This is a genomic window from Kribbella sp. NPDC058245 (genome assembly GCF_042882005.1).
Classification (GTDB): Bacteria; Actinomycetota; Actinomycetes; order Propionibacteriales; family Kribbellaceae; genus Kribbella.
Genome location: NZ_JBHVWY010000004.1, coordinates 370811 through 391256 on the forward strand (window position 1 = coordinate 370811; position 20446 = coordinate 391256).

Here is a 20446-nt window from a genome sequence, read left to right on the forward strand (position 1 = left end):
ATGGCGGCGCGGCGCAGCATCCTGGTCCGGCTGTTGGCCGGCGCCGTACTGATCGCGCTCTGCTCGATCGCGGCAACGGCTTGGCTGGCAGCGCGCAGCACGACGGTCGCGATCCAGGAGCAGCAAGGCCAAGCGCTGGCCGACGACGCCAAGATCTACAACACCCTGCTCGAGTACGCCGCGACGCATCGCAGCTGGGCGGGTGTCGACCGGCTGCTCGGCGAGATCAGTCAGGTGACCGATCGACAGATCAGCCTCAGTACCCGCAACCGCGAGCCCATCGCCGGAAAGCCCGTCCCACCGACCCGCAAGCCTTCGGCGGTCATCTACCCGCTCCAGGTCGACGCCGCGCTGACCGCGGCGGAGGCCGGTGGCGACCAGATCGACCCGCGCGTGGTCGGGCCGTTCGCACTCACGCCGGCCCAACGGACGGCGTACAACGAGCTCGCGCAAGAGGTCGTGAAGTGTGTCCAGGGCCGCACCGGTCAGGGCAAGATCGTGATCGAGCCGACTGGCCGGCCTCATGTGGAGGATGCACCGGAGGTGGTCCTCAGTGGGTGTAACGCCGATCGGCTGGCCGTCATCGAGCCGCCGCAACTGGCGGCGTACGAGCGTCTGCAGAAGGCGGTCAACACCTGTCTGAGCGCTCGCGGACGGGTCTCCCCGATCAAGATCGCAGCCGACCTGAGCTGGTCCATTCCCAGCGGTCCGGCCGAACAGCTCCGGCCGGTCGAGCCGGCGGTCGCACCACCGCGCCCCGACCCCGACGCCGTCGACACCTGCCTGCTGAACGCACGCCGCGACCTCCTCAAGTCGTACGTCGCTCCGCCCGCGCTGCTGTTCGTGAGCGCGCAGAGCAGTAGTGCGTCGGCCGAGTTCGACCTGTCGTCGGCCAACCAGAAGCGGATCGCTGGAGTCGCCGCAGCGATCCTCGCGATCACCGTGCTGATCGCGGTGATCGGTGGGTTCCGGTTGGTCCAGCCGCTGCGCGCACTGACCAAGGCGTCGCGGCAGATGACCAGCGGTGACGAGGAGATCCGGGTCAGGGTCCGCGGTCAGGACGAGATCGGTCAGCTGTCCCTCGCGTTCAACGAACTGGCCGACAGCCGGGCCCGGACCGAATCGTTGCGCAGGGCAATGGTCAGCGATATCGCGCACGAGCTGCGGACTCCGCTGAGCAACATCCGCGGCTGGCTCGAAGCCGTCGAGGACGGCGTCGCCCAACCGGATCAGGCCTTCATCGCCTCACTCAGCGAGGAGGCGGCCCTCCTCCAGCACATCATCGACGACCTGCGCGATCTGGCGACCGCCGATGCCGGCAACCTCCGGATCCATCCCGAGCGCGTCTACCTCGGTCTACTCCTGGAACAGGTGGTCGCCACCTACCTCAGCCAGGCCGAGCACGCCGAGATCACGTTGTCCTCGGCAACTGACGGCGACATCGAACTCGACGCCGACCCGGTTCGCCTCCGCCAGGCCATCGGCAACCTGGTCGCCAACGCCCTCCGCTTCACCCCCGCCGGCGGTACCGTCCGGATCGAGGCACGCCGCGAAGGCGCCGACGTCGTCATCGACGTCATCGACACCGGCGCCGGCATCGCTCCCGAAGACCTCCCCAAGGTCTTCGACCGCTTCTGGCGCGCCGAACAGTCCCGCAACCGTCACACCGGCGGCAGCGGCCTCGGCCTGCCCATCGTCCGGTCTCTCATCGAGGCCCACCACGGCACCACCTCCGTCACGAGCACCCTCGACCAAGGCTCCACCTTCACCCTCCGTCTCCCCCAATCTCACCCCCTCTGACATCCCACCCACCGTCCACCCCTCGGCGGGACCCGCCACGCCCATTTGCTGGGCCCGCCCACCTCCATGTGCCACTACCCACCGCATACGGTTGGCCGTCCCACATCGCGATGGGTCAGCCCACCAAACGGGGCTCTTCTGACCCATTCGTGGGTGGTGCGGCGTACCGGTCTGTTCCCGGTGTGGTGGGGTCAGTGTGGTGGGTCAGTTGGCCGGTGCGCTGGTGGGCTGGCTGGGCGCTGTTCACCGTTGGCAGTAGGTGACCTGGTTGCAGTTGCTGGGGGTGTGGACAGGAAACGGGGACTGTGAACAAGGCATAGCTTGTTTCAAGGTCCCCGCAGGGGGTGCACACCCCCCGGGCTATATCCGGCGCTCCCCGGATATCGGACCTGTGCCACCGTCCAACCTGCCGCGCGGCTGCTCGTGCAGGTGATGCTGAGCGTGAACTGTCCGAGCCGCGCAGAGTTAGACGGTGCTGGCGGTCCGCCCCCGCCACCCCCACGCCCTCCCGCCGCATCCCCCGCCCCCGGCGAGCACGGTGGGTTCAGTCGCGGTGCAGAGTTAGACAGTGCCGGCGGTCCGCCCCCGCCACCCCCACGCCCTCCCGCCGCATCCCCCCGCCCCCAGGCGAGCACGGTGGGTTCAGTCGCCGTGCCGAGACAGCGGTCCGATGTCGAGTGGAAGGAGATTGCCGCCAGGAATCGATGTCCAGCAGCACGGTGCGTTCAGTCGACGACATCCTCTCCACATTCGCCGATGAGATCGCCCGAGACCCTGCGATCGGACGGCAACCTGACGGCAACCCGCCGGCCGGTGGCAGATCGCCGGTCTGCCAGCGGCGGTCCGACAACGCGCGAACCACCCACACCTACGTCACAACAGCCCCAATGGGCGTCCGCACGGAATGATCGCTGCCGATGTGTGCCCGTTGCGGTGTGGATGACAGTTCCTCCCCAAACCGGTTTGGGGAGGAACAGGCGCCGGCACGGAACGGGTTTGGGGAGAATCGCGGACGGACTCGGGGGGTGAATCCTCCCCAAACCGCCGCGGGGAGAGGGGATGGTCGCGCGGCGCCTCGAGTCGATCCCGCAACGTCCGAAGACACGCCGACCACGCCCTCGGGTCTTTCGGACGTTAGCCTCGGGCGGCAGCAGGGGTCGACGGCTCGGGCGGGAGTGAGGGCTCAGGGGCTTCGGAAGGTTTGGCGGTAGGCGTGCGGTGAGACGCCGACGGTGCGTTTGAACTGGCGGCGGAGGGTGGTGGGGGTACCCATGCCAGTGGCCGTCGCGATGGCGTCGATGGTCTCGTTGGTTGCTTCGAGCAACTCTTGAGCCCGGCGGACGCGACGGGTGAGGAGCCATTGGAGTGGCGTTTCGCCGGTGGCCGACCGGAAGAGCCGGCCGAGGTGGCGGGGGCTGGTGTTGGCTTCGCGAGCGAGGTCGGTGACGGTCAGCGGCTGGTCGAGGCGTTCTTCGGCCCAACCGAGCAGCCGCGACAAGGCGTGCTCGTCAGCGGGCTGCACCGGCTTCGACACGAACTGCGCTTGCCCACCAGCCCGATGCGGCTGTACGACGAGTCGCCGCGCGACCGCGTTGGCCACCCCTGCCCCGCGATCCAGGTGGACCAAATGCAGGCAGAGGTCGACCGCCGCCGCCTTCCCCGCGGAGGTCAGCACCCGACCGTTGTCCGTATAGAGCACGTCCGGATCGACCTCGGCCGCCGGGAACGCCCGGCTCAACTGTTCGGTATGCGCCCAATGCGTCGTCGCCCGCCGCCCATCGAGAAGCCCGGCAGCCCCCAGCACGAATGCGCCAGTGCATAACGACGCCACCCGGGCACCAGCGTCGTACGCGGCCCGCACAGCGTCGACCAATTCCACGGGCGGCGGTACGTCGACGTCCACACAGGCGGGCACGATCACCGTGTCCGCGACTGCCAACGCGTCCAGCCCGCTGTCCGGCTCAACCATGAATGGCCCGACCTGGATCGGACCCGGTCCACATAGGCGAACGTCGTACCAGTCCGTGGCATCGAGCGGCGGGTTGCCGAAGATCTCATAGGCGACACCCAGCTCGAAATGCAGAAGCTGTCCAGCCGTGGCGACCGCAACGGTATGCATGTCCGAAAGTGTACGCATGGTGGCGTTCCGGACGCTCCCTGATCGGACGCGCAGCGGCCAGACTGAACGCATGAAGAAGATAATCACCGTGTACGGCGCCACTGGGCACACCGGTCGTTTCGTGGTGGCGGAACTGATCCGCCAAGGGTTCACTCCCGTGGTCTCCGGCCGGGACGCCGAGGCGCTCAAGGCGCTGTGGCCCGACTTCGAGACCCGCCCGGCCGCCGTGGACGACGACCACGCACTCGACGCCGCCCTGATCGGCGCGGACGCGGTCATCAACGCCGCAGGCCCGTTCGCTCTCACCGGCGCCGCGGTCTCCGCCGCCGCCGTCCGCGCCGGCATCCCGTACGTCGATGTGGCCGCGGAGATCGAGGCCAACGCGGACACCTTCGCCGCCCACCGGAACGCGACGACCCCGATCGTGCCGGCCATGGCGTTCTACGGCGGCCTCAGCGACCTGCTCGTCAGCGCCACGCTCGGCGGGCGGACCAGCGCCGACGAGGTGATCGTCGCCTACGGGCTGAGCAGTTGGCACCCCACTCCGGGTACCCGAGCTGCCGGTCAGGTTTCCCACGATCGTCGCAATGGTCGCCGAGTGCGCTTCGCCGACGGTGAGTTGCAGTACCACGACGACCAGCCGAGCCAGGAGGACTGGCAGTTCCCCGAACCGCTCGGCAACCGCCGGGTGATCAAGGAGTTCACGATGGCCGATGTCGTCACGATCCCCAGCCATCTCGACGTACCGAACGTCCGAACCGCCATGACCCTCGAGGCCGCGGGCGACCTGGCCCAGCCGGACACCCCGGCGCCGAAGGCAGTCGACGACGAAGGCCGATCCGATCAGACGTTCATCGTGGACGTCCTGGTCCGCACCTCCGATGGCGACCTGCGGGCGAGCGCCCACGGCCAGGACATCTACGCCATCACGGCACCGCTCGCAGTCGGCGCCGTACGACGGTTGCTCGCCGGTGAAGCCCGTACGACGGGCGTGGCGTCGGCCGGAGCGATGTTCGACCCGGCCGACTTCCTCAACGAGCTATCGCCCTACCTGACAGTCAGGATTGCTTCGTCCACCAGCGGTTCGTGAGGCTGTCCCGCACGGTGTTGGTCGCGCAGTGGATCTCACCCTCGGACACATGCGTGCTGGTCAAGTCATTCACATATGTGACCTGGTAGCCGATCTTGCGGAACGCCTTCGAGATCGCGTCGGCGAACACATCCTTGCCGCCCAGCACAGGACCGAACGGTTTCGGCGCGATGTAATGACCCGCGTTCAGCACCAGGCCGTTCACAGTGCCGGGCACCTCCGCGACGCCGTCCCGCATCGCGTTCAGTTCCTTCACCTTGGCGTCCTTCTCCGGGCCGTCCGGCATCGAGCGGATGGAGGTCTCGAGCATCCCGTAGTCAAGAGAGCGCGCGGTGTAGAGCGCCGGAACGCGGACCAGGTCGGCCTCGGTCAGCCCAACCTTCTGCCGCAGTACGTCGACGTTGGCGGCGATCCGATCAGCCGCCCGCTCGTTGGTCCCGACGAACTGCGCATCGGCGAGGAACTCGTTCGTCGTCCGCTGGTCGATGCGCTCGTCGTACGGCCACTCCAGCGGCGGCTGGTTGCCATGCAGCTTGTCGCCGCCGTGCCCGGCCTTCTTGACCTCGCCGAGAAGCTTCAACCCTGCGGTCGGATCCGCGACCACGGCCTTCCAGCCGAGCCGGCTGCCCGGTACCGGAACGAACTGGATGAACTCGTCCACATGCCCGATCGTGAGCCACGACGTGTCCATGGCGATCGGATCCTGCATCCCCTGCGACTTCAGCAGCGTCACCATCTCAGGCGCCGGGCCGGTCTTCGTGTGGTCGAGACCGTCGCCACCGATCACCACGCGGCCATTCGGGTACGACGACGTGGCCGGAATCGTCTCGAGGTTACCCATCGAGTCGTAGCTGCTGTTCTCGAACGGCACCGGCACGTGCTCGACGTGCACCCCGCCGACATCAGCGCCCGCCAGTTCGGTGAAGATCACCCGCGACGCCACCCGGCGGTCGTCGTTCACCGACCCGATCAGCAGCTTCATTCCCTGCGGCTTACCGCCCGGACCAGGGATCGAGGTGTAGGCCGGTTCGAAAATGTCCTGGGCCCACTGGTCTCCGCTGAGATTCAGTTGCCGTAGGCCACCAGGTACGCCGGCCTTCTTCACCACCGCGGCCGTGTCGTCCCGCCACTGCTTACCTTCGCCCTCAGTGGTCTTTTCGGTGATGACCTGCTGGAGTTTCTGGGTGTTCAGCTGAGTCAGCACCGGCGCCTCGTGCATGGTCACCGTGCTCGCCCCACCACCGGCAACCGTCAGCGTGACGTCGATCGAGCCGTCCCACTGCGCGGTGTCGCGGATGATGTCGCGCCCTTCGATGCCCAGCTCGGCTCCCCGCCGCAACTCGTCCGCGCTCAGGCGAGTCTCCGGCGTCACCAGCTCCCAGGTACCGCGCTTGATGAAGAGGTGCACTCGATCCGGCTGCGAGATCCGCAACGAACCAACCGCCGACTTCGGCACGGTTGGCTGAGGGATCGTGTGGATCCGCGCCAGATCGAGTGCGTCCTGACTGCCGTTCACCACGGTGTCGGCAGCGTCGTTGCAGGCCGCGAGTTCGCGGTCGGCGAGGTTCTGTTCTTTCTGGTGAGTGCGCTGGAGCTCTTCGAACAGGCGCTGCGCTTCCTCCTGGTCGGGCATCTTCGCCAGTTCTTCGCGGCGTTTCTGGAACGCTTCGTCGTTGGCGGCCTCCCGGTCGACCGCTTCGGCGGCGATCTTCTTCGCGGGCGTCTGACAACGGCCGGCGTCGTCGTCGAGGTTGGCCAGGAACAGTCCGTGCGGCGTATCGGTCCGGAGCAGAGGGGACGCCGTACCGGCGTTGGCCGCGGCCAGTGGGGCTCCGATCACCAGCGCACCGGAGGTGGACAGTAGCAACAGTGTGCGAGCAAGCATGGAGCCATCGTTGCGGGCGCTTGTCAGAGAATTGTCAGCCTCATGTCCGACTCCGGTCATTTCAAGACCGGAGTCGGCCCGTCAACCTTCAGTGTCGGCTGACGGGCCGGGCCGAGGCTCAGTAGCGCCGGTTGAGCTTGCCCTTGGCAACCACCTCGGCGGCCCGGTCGGCCAGTGAACCACTGGCCTTCTTCGCCGCGGCGGCGCCCGGCGTCCCGTCAGCCGGTACGTCGGGACGCGGCGCCCCGGCGCAGACCGATCGCGACCCCGGCAGGATGCCCTTGATCAGGTAGTCGTTGATCTTGGCCGTGGCGCAGGGGTTCGAGCCGTACTGCCCGTGGCTGCCCTCGTCGCTGACCGAGATCAGTTGGTTGTCGAGCTTCGCCGCCATCGCCGGCGAACCGTCGTACTGGGTCGCCGGGTCGAACTCGGCGCCGATCACCAGACCGACCGGGTAGCCCTTGCGCTTCAGGTCGACCAGCTTCTCCTGCGGCTTCCACTTCGCGTAGGTGCAGTTGGTCGGACCGGCCTGCATCGCCCCCGGACCGTACGGGTACTTCTCGCGGAACAACCGCATCTGCTCCTCGTAACCCTTCGGGTCCTTCGACCAGACCGCCTCGCAGGTGACCGCCTGGAAGACTCCTTGGTAGGTCTCTTTGATCGTTCCGTACAGGACCTTCAGCGCCTTGCTCGCGTCCTTGCTCAAGGCCCGCTTCCCCGCCGGAGCGTTCGCCGCATCCCGGATCAGACCGATCAGCTCCGCCGCCACGGCCCACATCGGCCGGTATCCCGACCCGCCGAGGATGATGTCGAAGAACGGTCCGTCGACCGGCGATCCGCCGCCCGGGATCGGCCAGTCCACCGGGTGCGCGGCCACCTTCGCCCGGACGTCGTTCAGGTACGCCGTCACCTCGGCCAGTGTCTTGCCGAAGTGGTAAATGCTGTCACGCTGGGCCATCCATTCCGCGAGGGCGTCGAAGTTCTCCTTGGCGGACATCGACACCTCCTTGGCCTGCTCGTAGTACAGCCAGTCCGGATGCATCGACGAGTCGAGCACCGAGCGGTTCAGCTGTCCCGGGAACAGCGAGCCGTAGACGGCGCCGAGGTAGGTTCCGTAGGAGTAGCCGAAGAAGTTGATCTTCTTCTCGGCCAGCACTCCGCGAATGATGTCCATGTCTCTGGCGGTGTTCGCCGTGCTGATGTACTTCCGGATTCCGCCGTCCGTCGCCGCGCAGCCCTCCTCCAGAGCCTTGGCGTCGGCCGCGATCTGGGCGAACTGCTTGTCGGTCGGCCTGGTCTCGAAGAGCGGCTCGGTCGGCGGCACCTCACACTGCAACGGCGTCGACCGGCCGGTACCCCGCGGATCGAAGCCGATCAGGTCGAACGGCCCCGCGATCTTCTCGTCCTTCATCCAGTTCGGCATCGTCAGCCCGGGCCCGCCGGGACCGCCGGGGTTCAGCAACAGCACGCCTTGCCGATGCGCCGGGTCCGCCGCCTTGCGCCGGCTGATCGCGACCGACAGATTCCCGTCACCCGGCTTCTGGTAGTTCATCGGTACGACGATCGTCGCGCAGTCGAGCCCGGCCCATTCCTTCTCCCACTCGTCCGGCGGAAAGCCTGGCGGCGGCGGACCGGCCTCACACGCCGCCCAGTCCACCTTCTGGTTGTAGTACGCCGCGAGCGCCGCATCGGCTGCTCCGCTCGCCGGTATCACCACCAGTGATCCGGCCGCCATCGCCAGCCCGGCAGTCAGGCCCACGACTCGCGCCAACCGTGGTCGTCCACTCATCTGTTGTCTCTCCGTTCACTGAACGTCAGAAGGCAGTGACGCTAGTGACACAGTGGTGTGGTGATGATCAGCAAGAGATAGGGATCCTGTGAAGACCGCCAACCGTCCGTCGAACGGACTATCCTGTCCGCATGACCGACCGAGGGATGCAGGAACTGGCCTTGCTGTTGCTGACGGCCCTCGCGAACGAATCGCGTCACGGGTACGCGATCGCCCAGGAGGTCAAGGCGATCACGGACGGCCGGGTCGCCCCCAGGACCGGAGCCCTGTACGGCGCTCTGGACCGGCTACTGGCCGACGACCTGATCGCCGTGGAGCGTGAGGAAGTCGTCGGCGGCCGCGCACGGCGGATCTTTGCGCTGACCCCGAGTGGGCGCGAGCGCCTGGAGACAGAGGCGGAGCGGCTGGCCGCGACCGCTCGGGAGATGCGCCGGCGCCTGGCCGGTGGGACTGCTCAGGCCACATGAGGCTGTACCCGCCGAGCTATCGCGCCGCCGCCGAGATCCTCGACGTACATCGCGAAATGACGGTCGGCCTGCCGTGGCCTGCCCGAGTGCGCGCCGACGCGGACCTGCTCGCCCACGCCCTGCGCGTCCGACTCAAACTCGACTCCGCGTCAGCCGGTGGGCGGTTCTTCGAGCTGGCGGCACCATTCGCGCTGGCGGTTGCCGCGGCGTACGGCGGAATCTGTTTGATGGGCTGGTACGCCGGGGTCGCCATCTCACCGGGATCCACCTGGAATCACCTCAAGACACTCGACCTCGCTCTGGGTCTCAACGTGCTGTTCCCGTTGCTGATGTGCATCGGCGGGATCGTTGCCCTGCTCAAGTACTGGCGGGTCGGCGTCGCCCTCACAGTCGTTGGCCTGCTGGGCTTTGCCCTCCAGTGGACCGTCAACCCAGGCCTGTACGGCGATGGTCCGTTCGAGGCGATCGCCGCCGTACTGACTGTGGTCGTGATCCTGGCCTGCCCACCTGATCGACGGGGTGACCGGAAGCGCGCGGCGGTGGCCGGAGCGATGGCGGCCGTCGCGTGGTTTCCGTCCGCCTTGGTGCTGACCCGAGGGTTCGTCGTGAGCACGGACTACGGGGCCTGGCCGCTACTCGCCCTCACTCTGACCGGCCTCGCCTTCTACGCGCGGCCCTCGGGCATCCGCACGCTGGCCGCGATGGCGGCGGCCGCTCCCCTCTTCGTCGCCTATGCCGTGATTTCCCTATAGTCCGTTCAAGTGAGTATTCTCTGCAGCGTACTATCCGCGCAGCAGAGGAGAGTTCGGCATGCCCTTCACCCTGGCCCACCCGGCCGCGGTCCTTCCGCTACTGCGCCCTCCGTTCGTCCCGGTCGCACTGATCGCCGGCTCGATGGCCCCGGACGCGCCGTACTTCCTCACCGCCGCCGGGATCACCTCGACCAGCGCGGACGACTGGTACGGATCGTTCCTCAATGCGACAACGACCCATTCCCTCGCCGGGCTACCGATCGATCTGTACTACACAGCCGTCCTGGTCGCGGCCTATTTGTTGCTGAGGGCACCGATCACCGCGCTCGGACTGGCGCTCCCGAAGATCGGGCGGCCGAATGTCCTCTGGCTGATCCTGTCCGCCCTCATCGGAGCCGGCACCCATCTGCTGTGGGACTTCCTGACCGACGCCGACTTCGTGCCGGTTCTACGACTGCTCCAATACGCGAGCACGGCGTTTGGGCTCGTCGTGATCGGCTGGTATCTCTGGAAGCACCGCAGCCAGTTCCAGGGCGCGACCACGCTCAAGCCCGGATTGCGCCGGATGACCGTCGCCGTACTGATCGCGGCTCCGGCGCTCGGCGCCGCCGTACTGGCGCGCTCCGACTTCGTCGCCTATCGAGAGGCGACCGACACGTGGACCGCCGTCGCCGAAGGCGTGCTCACGGGAGCCATCAAGCGCGCGGGCGCTGCCTTCGCGGTCGCCCTCCTGCTCTACGCCGCCACCTGGCGAATCGCGCCCACCTCTAACTCGACCACCACGTCGACTCGGCGATCGTCGTGAAGCCCAACGACTGGTAGAGGTGCAGCGCGGCCTCCGCGGCGGTCAATGTGACCAGCAACGGATCGAGCTGCCCAAGGGCTGCGTGCATGAGTTGGCGGGCGAGGCCCCGGCCGCGGAACTCGGGCAGGGTGGTGACGAAGTAGATGCCGGCTACCTCGTCGTCACTGATGGTCGCGCAAGCCGCTGCCCACTGCCCCTCGACCGCGATCAGGTAGGCATCGAAGCCCACCGTCGTCAGCAGGCCGGGTGGAATGGCGGCCGCGGACCCGTGCGGCTGGAAGTGCCGAATCGGGAAGCCTTCCACCACGAGCTTGTCGACCCCGGCGAGCTGCGCTTCGGTCTGCACGTGGACCACCTCGACGGTCGGCGCCGGTAGCGGCGCTGCGGGCCGGACCATCACCGGCTTGCGGTTCGGTGTGAGAGGCGGTGACATCACGCCGAACTGATCCTCGATCGTCACCCGCGGCCAGCTCCGGCTCTTCATCAGCTCGGTGAGCTCGGCGAGGTCCGCCGCCGGTGGCTCGGGCGAGGTGAGCACGACACGGAGACCATTGCGGACGGGATCGAGCGCGGCGAGGAAGCCTGGTCGCTCGATCAGCTCGTAGCCGCGAGCTCGCCCGACCGCACGCCAGAAGGCGGCACTGTTCTTGTTGGCCAGTTGAAGGTCGTTCATGGCAACGAACCTACGACAGCGCTCCGACAGTTCTTGTCGTGGTAGGGCGCGCCCTACCAAGAGTCTCTGGCTGGCTGGATGGTTCGGCGACGGAAACGTCCATAGCGTTCGGGGTGTTCGCAAACGCCCATCCCGAGGAGTCCCCCGATGTCTTCGTCATCTCGCCGCCGGTTCGGTCTGCTGGCCGCGGTCGCAGTCGCAGCACTCGTTGGTACGGCGGCCATCTCGTCGGCCGCCCCGGCCGCCGAACTCACCCGACCGAACAACGCAGTGCAGCGGAGTCTTGATGCCCTGGCTCAAGGTCCGGCCTTTCCGGGAGTGATCGCCACCGTTCGCGACCGACAGGGGAAGACGCGGATCTACACGGCAGGTGTTGGCGATCTCGCGACCGGAGCACCGATCCCGCGGGCCAGCCGGGTGCGAATCGGCAGCAATACCAAGACCTTCACGTCGGTCGTCGTCCTGCAGTTGGTTGGCGAAGGCAAGATCGGCCTCGACCAGCCGGTCGACACCTATCTACCGGGGCTCGTCCGCGGCGACGGTATCGACGGCCGCAAGATCACCGTCCGCCAGCTGTTGCAGCACACCAGCGGCATCCCGGACTACGACGAGATCTTCGGCACGGACTATCTGCCGCTGCAGCACACCTACTGGGAGCCGCGGCAGATGCTCGACGAGGCGCTGCGGAAGAAGGCATTGTTTGCCCCCGGCACCAATTGGGAGTACAGCAACACCAACTACATCCTGGCCGGGCTGATCATCCAGAAGGTCACCGGACGCCCGGTCGGCGAAGAGATCACCCGCCGGGTGATCGAGCGCGCCGGTCTGCGGGACACGTACTGGCCGGCGCTCGGCGACCAGCGCATCCTCGGCCCGCACCCGAAGGGGTACTACAAGACGACCCCGGACGGGAAGGCCACCGACGTGACCGAGAGCGAGCCGTCGATGGGCTGGGCGGCCGGCCAGATGATCGCCACGCCCGGTGATCTGAACAAGTTCTTCAGCGCGCTGATCAACGGCAAGCTCCTCAAACCTGCCCAGCTGCAGGAGATGCTCCACACCGTGCACGCGCCCGATCTGGACGTCAACGGCGACGGTGAGTACGGGCTTGGCATCGCGAAACTCGCCTTGTCCTGCGGTGGATTCGCCTGGACCCACGGCGGCGACATCCCCGGCTTCGAGACCCGCAACGCGGTCACCCCTGACGGCCGTGAGGCTGCCGTCGCAGTCACTGCTTTGCCGACCACCATGGAGGATGCCAAGCGAGTGGCCAAGACTCTGGACACCGCGCTCTGCAGCTGACCAACCCAGCGTGGATCGCCTTGCCCCCCTAGAGCGAGGCGATCAGCGGTACCAGGGTGAGCCAGTTGGTTCGGGCCGCATCGGCAGCAGCCTCGGCATCGCCCGCTTCGCAGTGGGTGATGATCACGTTGTGCTGGGCAACTGATTCGCGGCCGCTCAGGGACCCGAAACGGAGCCGTTCGATGCGACGAAGAGCTGGCGTGTACTGGTCGAGGACGGCAGCGACCGCCTGGTTCGCGCTAACCCGGACCGGTACGGCGTGGAAGTCGTCGTCGGCCTGGAGTGCGGCGTCGACGTCAGTGGCCTGCAGGGCCTTGGCAAAGCGGGCGTTGGCGGCGCGCATCTCCGCCAGGTCGGCGGCAGCGAGATGCGGGACCGCTTCGCGAACAGCCAGTTCGTGCATGGCAGCGGTGACCAACTGGGCTTCACGGAGTGCGCGGGCGTCGAGCGGGCTGACCATCGTGTAGCGACCGGGCTTGGTCTGCACCAGCCCGGCCTGCTCCAGCCGCGCGAGCGCCTCACGGACCGGCGTACGGCTGACACCGAGCCACTCCGAGAGGTCGGCGTCGTTCAGGCGTTCGCCCGGTGCGAGCTCACCTTTGACGATCGCGTCGCGGATCGCCCGATAGGCGTCCTCGCGCAGCAGTGAGCGCGGGACGACCGCGCGTTCCTTGGGCACCGGCATGCGACCGCAACCTACCGGAAGAGTCCGCTGTAGGCGTTGAGGGCAGGCTGACCACCGAGGTGCGCATATAAGACATTCGAGTCCTTGCCGATCTCACCGTCGCGGACGAGATCGATCAACGCGGCCATCGACTTCCCTTCGTAGACCGGGTCGATGATCATCCCCTCCAACCGACCCGTGAGCCGGATCGCGTCCAGGGTCGACTGCACCGGTACGCCGTACAGGTCGCCGGCCCAGCCTTCGAGCACGGTGATCTCGTCGTGGCGCAGGTCGCGGCCGAGGCCGATCAGCTCGGCGGTGGACCGGGCGATCTTCTCCACCTGCGCCTGCGTCTCGGCGAGCTTGGCCGACGCGTCGATCCCGAGCACGCGCCGCGGCCGATCCTGACCGGCGAACCCCGCGATCATCCCGGCATGCGTGCTGCCGGTGACGCTACAGACGACGATCGTGTCGAAGAAGACACCGAGCTCGCGTTCCTGCTGCTCTACTTCGTAAGCCCAGTTGGCGAATCCGAGCCCGCCGAGCCGGTGATCCGACGCACCAGCAGGGATCGCGTACGGCGTCCCTCCGTCGGCTCGTACTTCGTCGAGTGCCTGGTGCCAACTGTCCTTGAGCCCGATCCCGAACTCGGCCTCGACCAACCGGACCTGCGCTCCCATGATCCGGCTGAGCAGGATGTTGCCGACCTTGTCGTTCACCGGGTCCGGCCAGTCCACCCAGCTCTCCTGCAGCAAGATCGCCTTCAGCCCGACCTTCGCCGCCACGGCCGCGACCTGACGGGTGTGGTTCGACTGCACTCCCCCGATGGTGACCAAGGTGTCCGCGCCCTGCGCCAACGCCTCCGGGATCAGGTACTCCAGCTTGCGCGTCTTGTTGCCGCCGTACGCGAGACCGCTGTTGCAGTCCTCCCGCTTGGCCCAGACCCGCGCCCCACCCAGGTGAGCGGTCAGCCGGTCCAGCGGGTGGATCGGGCTCGGCCCGAACAGCAGCGGGTAGCGATCGAAGTCGTCCAGGGCCATCTGCGCTCCTCAGCGATGTGCAATATATCGCATATTACAGCGCCTTCGATGCTTGCTGTCCAGAGCTACCGACGGTGACCGTCGGGGCCTGCATGTCCTGGCAAAGGCGGGCGAAAAGCCCTTCAAACACTTGAATTTCGTGAGCAATATCGTGGATTCAGGGGTATTTACGAGGATGCGGCGACTCGGTATCGCTCCGTTATTGCCGCGGATGGTTACCGCCTGGTAGGAACGTCCATCAGCTTCGTACTGAACGGTAGTTCAAGTACGTGAATCTTGGATTTTCCGGAGGGGGTCCCGGAGTCCGACAGTGAGGTGGAGGACTCAATGCAGCGCAGTACCTTGCTATGCGGTGCTCTGCTGGCCGTGGTCGCGGGTCTGTTGTGTCTGGTCGGGGAAGCTCTCGGTCTGGACACGCAGCACGTGGCACTGGTCGGCGGGGCCCTGGGGGGTGTGGTGGGGCTGGTGCAGGAACGAACCCCGGCCCAGCGAGCCATCGGGTTCCTGATCGGGCTGTTCGTGGCCTGGCTCGGATTCGCCGTACGGGCTCTGTATCTGCCGGACTCGGCATCCGGGCGAGCGGTTGCGGCGGTCATCGTGGTGGCCGTGTGCGTGGCGTTCGCGGCGGGGTCCGGGAACCGGCTTCCGTTGTGGACGTTGCTATTGGGCGCGGCCGCGATGGTGGCTGTGTACGAGGAGAGCTATACGGCAGACAGCCCGGCGTTCCTGGCGGAATCGCCCTCGGCGGCGACCGGCGTACTGCTCGCGGCAGGGATCGGGTTCCTGGCGACCTCGCTCCAATGGCCCGGGCGCACACCAGTTGCGGCTCCACCCGCAGCTGACGAACCAGCGCCCGACGAGGCCCCGACCCGCGAGTTCGCCACCACCGAAGGAGAGCGTCCGTGACCGCCCGCCGGATCACCCGGGGACTGGCCGCCGTCATCGCCGTCCCCACCGTCTTCGTCCTGACCACGTCACCGGCCCTGGCCACCGCCACCGCCGACCCGGTCGCAGTCACCAACACCGAGACCGTGCAAGCCCGCCTCGACCCGAGCGGCAAGGTCGACAGCGCCCGCATCTACGAGCAGCTCGCTCTGGTCGGCAAGGGCAAGGTGAAGGTCACCAATCCCGTGTCTGACAAGGGCATCCGCAACCTCGACGGCTGGGGCGGCTACACCGTCAAAGACGGCAAAATGACCGTCGACACGACCGTAGACGGCGAACAACGCCTGCGAACCGTCAGCGACTACGACAAGAAGAAGCTCCCGATCAAGGTCGCAGTCACCTACACCCTGAACGGCAAGCAACTCAAGAAGCCCGGCGACGTCGTAGGCAAGAAGGGCCACCTCGAAGCCCACTACGTCGTCGAGAACACCTCGGCCCACTCCGAAGAGATCACCATCACCGACGGCTACGGCAAACAGGTGAAGGAACAGGCCGACGTAGTCATCCCCATGGTCGGCCAACTGACCACAGTCCTGCCCCCCGAGTTCGGCGACGTCACCTCGAACGAAGCCAACAAAGCCGGCGACGGCAAAGGCGGCACCAAACTCAGCTTCACGGTGACCCTCTTCCCGCCAGTAGGCGCAGCCACCGCCGAGTTCGGCTGGTCCGCTCAGGTCAAGGACGCCATCGTCCCTGAAGCCGAGCTAACCGCCTTACCAGTAAGCCCCCTCGACAGCCCGACCTTCAAGACAGCGGTCACAGGCTACGAAAGCGGCGCCGAAAAGGGCACCGACCTGGTCGAAGGCGGCACCGAGCTCGACACCAACCTCATCAAGCTCCGCGACGGCTCCCAAAAACTCCTCAGCGGCTTGTTGCAGCTGAACGCCGGCGCCCAAACCCTCAACGAAGGCCTAGCCAACCAAGCTGCCCCCGGCGCCAAGCAACTCTCCACCGGCGCAGCCCAACTAGCCGGCGGCTTAGCCCAGCTGGATACCGGTGCTTCGTTGCTCCGCACCAAAACCGGCGAAGCCGCCGCGGGCGCGGACAAGGTGAACACCGGCGCGGGCAAACTTCAGACAGGTGCGAAGGATCTCAGCACCGGAGCAGGCAAGGTTCACGTCGGCGCAGGGAAGGTCGCCTCGGGCCTCAGCCGAGCAACCGGCACGGTACCGCAGCTGATCGGCGGGCTGACTCAGGTGAGCGGCGGCTTGCAGAGTGTCGAAAACGGCCTAACTCAGATGTACGGCGGCATCGGCCAACTGCCCACGAAGGCGAAGGCACTGCACGAAGGTGTGCAGAAACTCCGCGCAGGTATCGGGTCGGTCGGCGCCGACGAGACTCTGCTCGGCGGTCTCGAGAATCTGAAGAACTCGCTCGCCGCTGCAGGCCCGGGAATCGACAAGATGCGCGGTGGCGCATACTGCGCCTCCGACGCGCTGAAGGCTGTCAGCAATGGCAAGCCTGTCGGGACGTACAGCGAGGCCTGCTACGGCGCTGCGGCCGCGCAGCTGAACGGTCCGGCCGGAGCGCTGAACGTCGGGCCCGAGACCAACCCCGTCAAGAAGATGATTCTGGATGCGGTGATCCCCCAACTGGGCTCGATCACCGATCCGATTCCTGATCTGGACCAGCCGCTGCCGGACTCTGCCACGTTGCAGGTGGCCCTCGGCTATCTGAAGGGCCGCCTGACCCAACGCGCGGTACCGGGTATCGCGAAGCTGCAATGCGGTCTCGACAACAGAGTCGCGGGCTGCCCGGAGTCGACGCTTGGTCTGATGCAGGGCCTCGACGGACTGGACGCCGGCGTCTCGGTACTCGTGTCGAGTGTCGTTTCCAGCGTCCAAGGCGGAATTGGCACCTCGAAGGACACGCCTGCCAAGAAGACTCTGCGCGGCGGCATCAACGGCCTGCAGGGCGGTGTTGCGCAGATTCACGAGGGCGGCAAGCAACTCCTGTCCGGACTGAACCAACTGTCGGACGGCGCTGACCAGGTCAACGCGGGTACGGGTTCGGTCGCCAACGGAGCCGGCAAGCTGAAGGCGGGCACCGGCGTACTCGTGAACGGGACCGGGCAACTCGACAACGGGCTCGGGCTCCTTTACGGCGGGACGGGGAAGCTGGCCGACGGGGTCGGGACTGCTCGGGACGGGTCCGACCAGCTCGCCACTGGGTCGAAGGATCTGGCTACTGGGATTGGGTCGGCGGCTGATGGATCGGGGAAGTTGGCGGCAGGGTTGACGACAGCCGCCGACAAGGCGACGGGGATTCCGGATGGCGCCAAGAGGCTTTCTGCTGAGGGGGCGCAGGCCCTGCAGAAGAAGGGTGCGGATACTGCGCTGGACTTCGGGCGGAGGTACTCGATGTTGGCGGCTGCGGCTGACCGGGCGAAGACCGAGTCGATGCCGTATGGGGCTCCTGACGGTGCGGCCAGCGCGACGGCGTACTCGTTGAAGTTGGCGGGGGCTACTGGTGAGGGTGGGCGGAGCTGGATTCGCTTGCTGGCCGGCCTTGCGTTGTTCGGGGTGGCGATCGGGGCTGCGAGTGTGATTCGGCGGCGCGTCGCTTAAGAAGGAACTGTGCTGGGGACCAGGTCGCGGTACCGGCCACGACCTGGTCCTCGATCATTCGCCCGTGGGTGCGCGGCTTTGTCTGGTGGCGCGTCGGTTGCGGAGGCGGACCGCCCCCACTCACCAAGTGCCCTCGACAGCGGTTTCCACCTCCCGCCTGAGCGCGCCGTACCCGGCACTGGGCAGGTTAGTGAGTGCTGGCGGTCCGCCTCCCACCCAGTCAGCGTGGCGTTGGCCGCCCCGGCGAGCGGCCGACCTCACCCCGCCATGACAGCCGCCACCTTGAGCACCGGTCAACCATGTAGCACCCGTCGAAATGGTCGAGCCGTGCTCAACGTCGTACAGGCGGCTCACCTTGAGCACCCGTCAACCACCTTGTGGCCGGAAAGATGACTGACCCGTGCTCAAGGTCGTACCGGGTTCTGCCGGCGCCGCTGACGTCCGAAGACACGCCGACCATGCCCTCCGATCGTTCGGACGTTGGCGCGGCGAGGTGTCGGAATGGGGTGGGGCGGTTGGGGGTTGTGGTCGGTAGGGCTGTACCGGTCAGAGGAGGAGAGCACGATGGGCACGGAGCTGAAGCTCGAGGCGGTTGTTGTTCCGGTGGCGGATGTGGACCGGGCGAAGGCGTTCTATGCGGGGCTCGGGTGGCGGGAGGATGCGGACTTTGCCTTTGACAACGGGTTCCGGATCGTCCAGTTCACGCCGCCGGGTTCGCCGGCTTCGGTCCAGTTCGGTACGGCGGTCACCACCGCGAAGCCTGGTTCCGCGCAAGGGATCTACCTGGTGGTCGACGACATCAACGCGGCCAGAGCTGAGATCGCAGCACGAGGTGTTGAGGTGAGCGAGGTGTTCCACCCCGGGGCACCGGGTGCGCAGTTCGAACCGGGGGCGGCCAACCGCGCGGACGGGCGCGACGCGAACGGCGGTAGCTACGGATCGTTCGCGACGTTCCAGGATCCCGACGGCAACACCTGGCTCCTCCAGGAAGTCACCACCAGGCTCCCGGGTCGCGTGACCGAGGCGGCGTACGAGTCGGTGGAGGACCTCACCGCGGCGTTGCAGCGGGCGGCCGCCGCGCATGGTGAGCACGAGAAGCGGCACGGCGGGGAGTACGACGAGCAGTGGCCGGCCTGGTACGCGTCGTACATGATCGCGGACCGGACCGGCCAGGAGCTGTCCGAGTAGTTACTCCGGAAGAGCCGCGCGGAGCATGTCTTCGCGCGGGACGACCTTGATGCGCTCGCGACCGTGGGGTTCGCCGAGGGCGGTCTCGTGGGCGTCGAGGCGGGCCCAGGCGTCGCGGTCGACGATGGTGGCACCGTTCGCGACCAGGTGGTTGATGATCGCGTCCGGGTCGGCGACCTCGGGGCTCGGCAGGGTGTCGGCGTCGGCGAGCAGGTTGGCGATCGTCTCGGCCGCGTCGGACTTGGTGTGGCCGATCAGGCCGATCGGGCCGCGCTTGATCCAGCCGGTGACGTACATGCCTTCCAGCGGTACGCCGTCCAGGTCCAACACACGACCGCGCTCGTTGGTGATGACGCCGGCCTGGTGGTCGAACGGCAGCTCCGGCAGGTGCGAGGAGAGGTACCCGACGGCGCGGTAGACGGCCTGCACCGGCGTATCGACGTACTCGCCAGTCCCGCGCGCGGTGCCGTCGCCCTGGAGCTGGGTCTTCTCGGTGCGCAGAGCCTCGACGCGGTCGGTGCCGAGGACCTCGACCGGCGCGTGGCAGAGGTGGATGTGGATGCGGTGCGGTGCACCGGTCGGCTCGGCCTCGAGGTGCTTGAGCAGCGTGTCGACGACCAGGCGGGTGCTCTTGCTGGAGCTGATCGCGGACTGGCTCGCCTCGTCGATCTCGAAGCCCTCGGGGTGCACGATCACGTCCACCGACGGCGAGTGCGACAGCTCGCGCAGCTCGATCGGCGTGAACTTGATCTGCGCCGGACCGCGCCGCGCGAAGACGTGGATATCCGTTGCCTGGTTGAGCTTCAGGCCCTGGTACACGTTGTCCGCGATCTCGGTGCTGAGCTGCTCGTCGGCCGGCTTGGCCAGCATCCGCGCGATGTCGAGCGCCACGTTGCCGGCCCCCAGTACGGCGACCTCCCGCGCCTCGAGCGGCCATTCCCGCGGTACGTCGGGATGTCCGGCGTACCAGCTGACGAAGTCCGCGGCGCCGTAGTTGCCGGGGAGGTCGACGCCCGGGATGTCCAGCGGCCGGTCGGTGATCGCGCCGGTCGCGAAGATCACGGCGTCGTAGTGCCGCCGCAGGTCGTCGAGCTTGAGGTCCACGCCGTACGTGACGTTGCCGATGAATCGGATCCGCTCGTGCTGCAGCACGCGGTGCAGCGCCTTGATGATCTCTTTGATCCGCGGGTGATCCGGGGCGACGCCGTACCGGACGAGACCGAACGGTGCGGGCAGCCGCTCGATCAGGTCCACCTGGGCGGTCGGGTGCTCCTTGGTCACGATGTCGGCGGCGTAGATACCGGCAGGTCCGGCACCGATGACGGCGATGCGGAGATCCTTCACAAGCTGCAGTCCCTCA

Annotated in this window: 16 protein-coding genes; 9 read left to right on the forward strand and 7 right to left on the reverse strand. The window is 67.3% G+C overall.

The genetic code is table 11. The annotated features are described in order from the left end of the window. Positions 1-1800, forward strand: coding sequence for a sensor histidine kinase (locus ACFVWG_RS11100; RefSeq protein ID WP_391543047.1), 1800 nt, complete (start codon positions 1-3; stop codon positions 1798-1800). 1183 nt (positions 1801-2983) lie between these two features. Here ACFVWG_RS11100 and ACFVWG_RS11105 read toward each other — a convergent pair. Continuing rightward, positions 2984-3919, reverse strand: coding sequence for a GlxA family transcriptional regulator (locus ACFVWG_RS11105; RefSeq protein WP_391543048.1), 936 nt, complete (start codon positions 3917-3919; stop codon positions 2984-2986). A 70-nt stretch (positions 3920-3989) separates the two neighbouring features. On the opposite strand from ACFVWG_RS11105, the gene ACFVWG_RS11110 reads away from it, so the two are divergent. Then, positions 3990-5009, forward strand: coding sequence for a saccharopine dehydrogenase NADP-binding domain-containing protein (locus ACFVWG_RS11110; protein WP_391543049.1), 1020 nt, complete (start codon positions 3990-3992; stop codon positions 5007-5009). Here the strand turns inward: ACFVWG_RS11110 and ACFVWG_RS11115 are convergent. Next, positions 4978-6894 (reverse strand): protein-arginine deiminase family protein, encoded by a 1917-nt coding sequence (locus ACFVWG_RS11115; RefSeq protein ID WP_391543050.1) that lies wholly within the window; start codon positions 6892-6894, stop codon positions 4978-4980. The two genes, ACFVWG_RS11110 and ACFVWG_RS11115, sit on opposite strands and share 32 nt — an antisense overlap. A 118-nt stretch (positions 6895-7012) precedes the next feature. Next, entirely contained in the window at positions 7013-8683 is a 1671-nt protein-coding gene (locus ACFVWG_RS11120; RefSeq protein WP_391543051.1) for an alpha/beta fold hydrolase, read from the reverse strand. Between the two features lie 131 nt (positions 8684-8814). Between ACFVWG_RS11120 and ACFVWG_RS11125 the strand changes: the two genes are divergently transcribed. From ACFVWG_RS11125 to ACFVWG_RS11135, 3 genes are read left to right on the forward strand one after another with little or no spacing between them, the layout of a single operon-like run. Further along, positions 8815-9150: a PadR family transcriptional regulator gene (locus tag ACFVWG_RS11125; protein WP_391543052.1), complete on the forward strand. Its 336-nt coding sequence runs from the start codon at positions 8815-8817 to the stop codon at positions 9148-9150. Next, positions 9147-9902, forward strand: coding sequence for a hypothetical protein (locus tag ACFVWG_RS11130; protein ID WP_391543053.1), 756 nt, complete (start codon positions 9147-9149; stop codon positions 9900-9902). Before ACFVWG_RS11125 ends, ACFVWG_RS11130 begins: the two co-directional genes overlap by 4 nt. A gap of 58 nt (positions 9903-9960) precedes the next feature. Continuing rightward, positions 9961-10707, forward strand: a complete 747-nt coding sequence (locus ACFVWG_RS11135) for a DUF4184 family protein (RefSeq protein ID WP_391543054.1) — start codon at positions 9961-9963, stop codon at positions 10705-10707. On the opposite strand, the gene ACFVWG_RS11140 is transcribed toward ACFVWG_RS11135, so the two are convergent. Beyond that, positions 10670-11380 (reverse strand): GNAT family N-acetyltransferase, encoded by a 711-nt coding sequence (locus ACFVWG_RS11140; protein WP_391543055.1) that lies wholly within the window; start codon positions 11378-11380, stop codon positions 10670-10672. The genes ACFVWG_RS11135 and ACFVWG_RS11140 overlap by 38 nt on opposite strands. A gap of 147 nt (positions 11381-11527) precedes the next feature. On the opposite strand from ACFVWG_RS11140, the gene ACFVWG_RS11145 reads away from it, so the two are divergent. Beyond that, positions 11528-12682 (forward strand): serine hydrolase domain-containing protein, encoded by a 1155-nt coding sequence (locus tag ACFVWG_RS11145; protein ID WP_391543056.1) that lies wholly within the window; start codon positions 11528-11530, stop codon positions 12680-12682. A gap of 28 nt (positions 12683-12710) precedes the next feature. On the opposite strand, the gene ACFVWG_RS11150 is transcribed toward ACFVWG_RS11145, so the two are convergent. Then, positions 12711-13367 carry a GntR family transcriptional regulator gene (locus ACFVWG_RS11150; protein ID WP_391543057.1) on the reverse strand — a complete coding sequence of 219 codons (657 nt, stop codon included), beginning with the start codon at positions 13365-13367 and terminating at the stop codon, positions 12711-12713. 11 nt (positions 13368-13378) lie between these two features. Beyond that, the gene (locus tag ACFVWG_RS11155; protein WP_391543058.1) at positions 13379-14386 is read right to left on the reverse strand and encodes a 1-aminocyclopropane-1-carboxylate deaminase; all 1008 of its coding nucleotides are present in this window, start codon (positions 14384-14386) and stop codon (positions 13379-13381) included. Between the two features lie 327 nt (positions 14387-14713). Here ACFVWG_RS11155 and ACFVWG_RS11160 point away from each other — a divergent pair, with 327 nt between their 5' ends. The 3 genes from ACFVWG_RS11160 (at position 14714) to ACFVWG_RS11170 (ending at position 19086) form a co-directional block, all read left to right on the forward strand. After that, positions 14714-15292 carry a hypothetical protein gene (locus ACFVWG_RS11160; RefSeq protein ID WP_391543059.1) on the forward strand — a complete coding sequence of 193 codons (579 nt, stop codon included), beginning with the start codon at positions 14714-14716 and terminating at the stop codon, positions 15290-15292. Then, on the forward strand, positions 15289-17898 hold the full coding sequence (locus tag ACFVWG_RS11165) for a hypothetical protein (protein ID WP_391543060.1): 2610 nt from the start codon (positions 15289-15291) through the stop codon (positions 17896-17898). Before ACFVWG_RS11160 ends, ACFVWG_RS11165 begins: the two co-directional genes overlap by 4 nt. Positions 17899-18462: 564 nt before the next feature. Continuing rightward, positions 18463-19086, forward strand: a complete 624-nt coding sequence (locus tag ACFVWG_RS11170; RefSeq protein WP_391543061.1) for a VOC family protein — start codon at positions 18463-18465, stop codon at positions 19084-19086. Here the strand turns inward: ACFVWG_RS11170 and ACFVWG_RS11175 are convergent, their stop codons facing one another. Then, positions 19087-20430 (reverse strand): FAD-dependent oxidoreductase, encoded by a 1344-nt coding sequence (locus ACFVWG_RS11175; protein WP_391543062.1) that lies wholly within the window; start codon positions 20428-20430, stop codon positions 19087-19089. Positions 20431-20446: the final 16 nt, after the last annotated feature.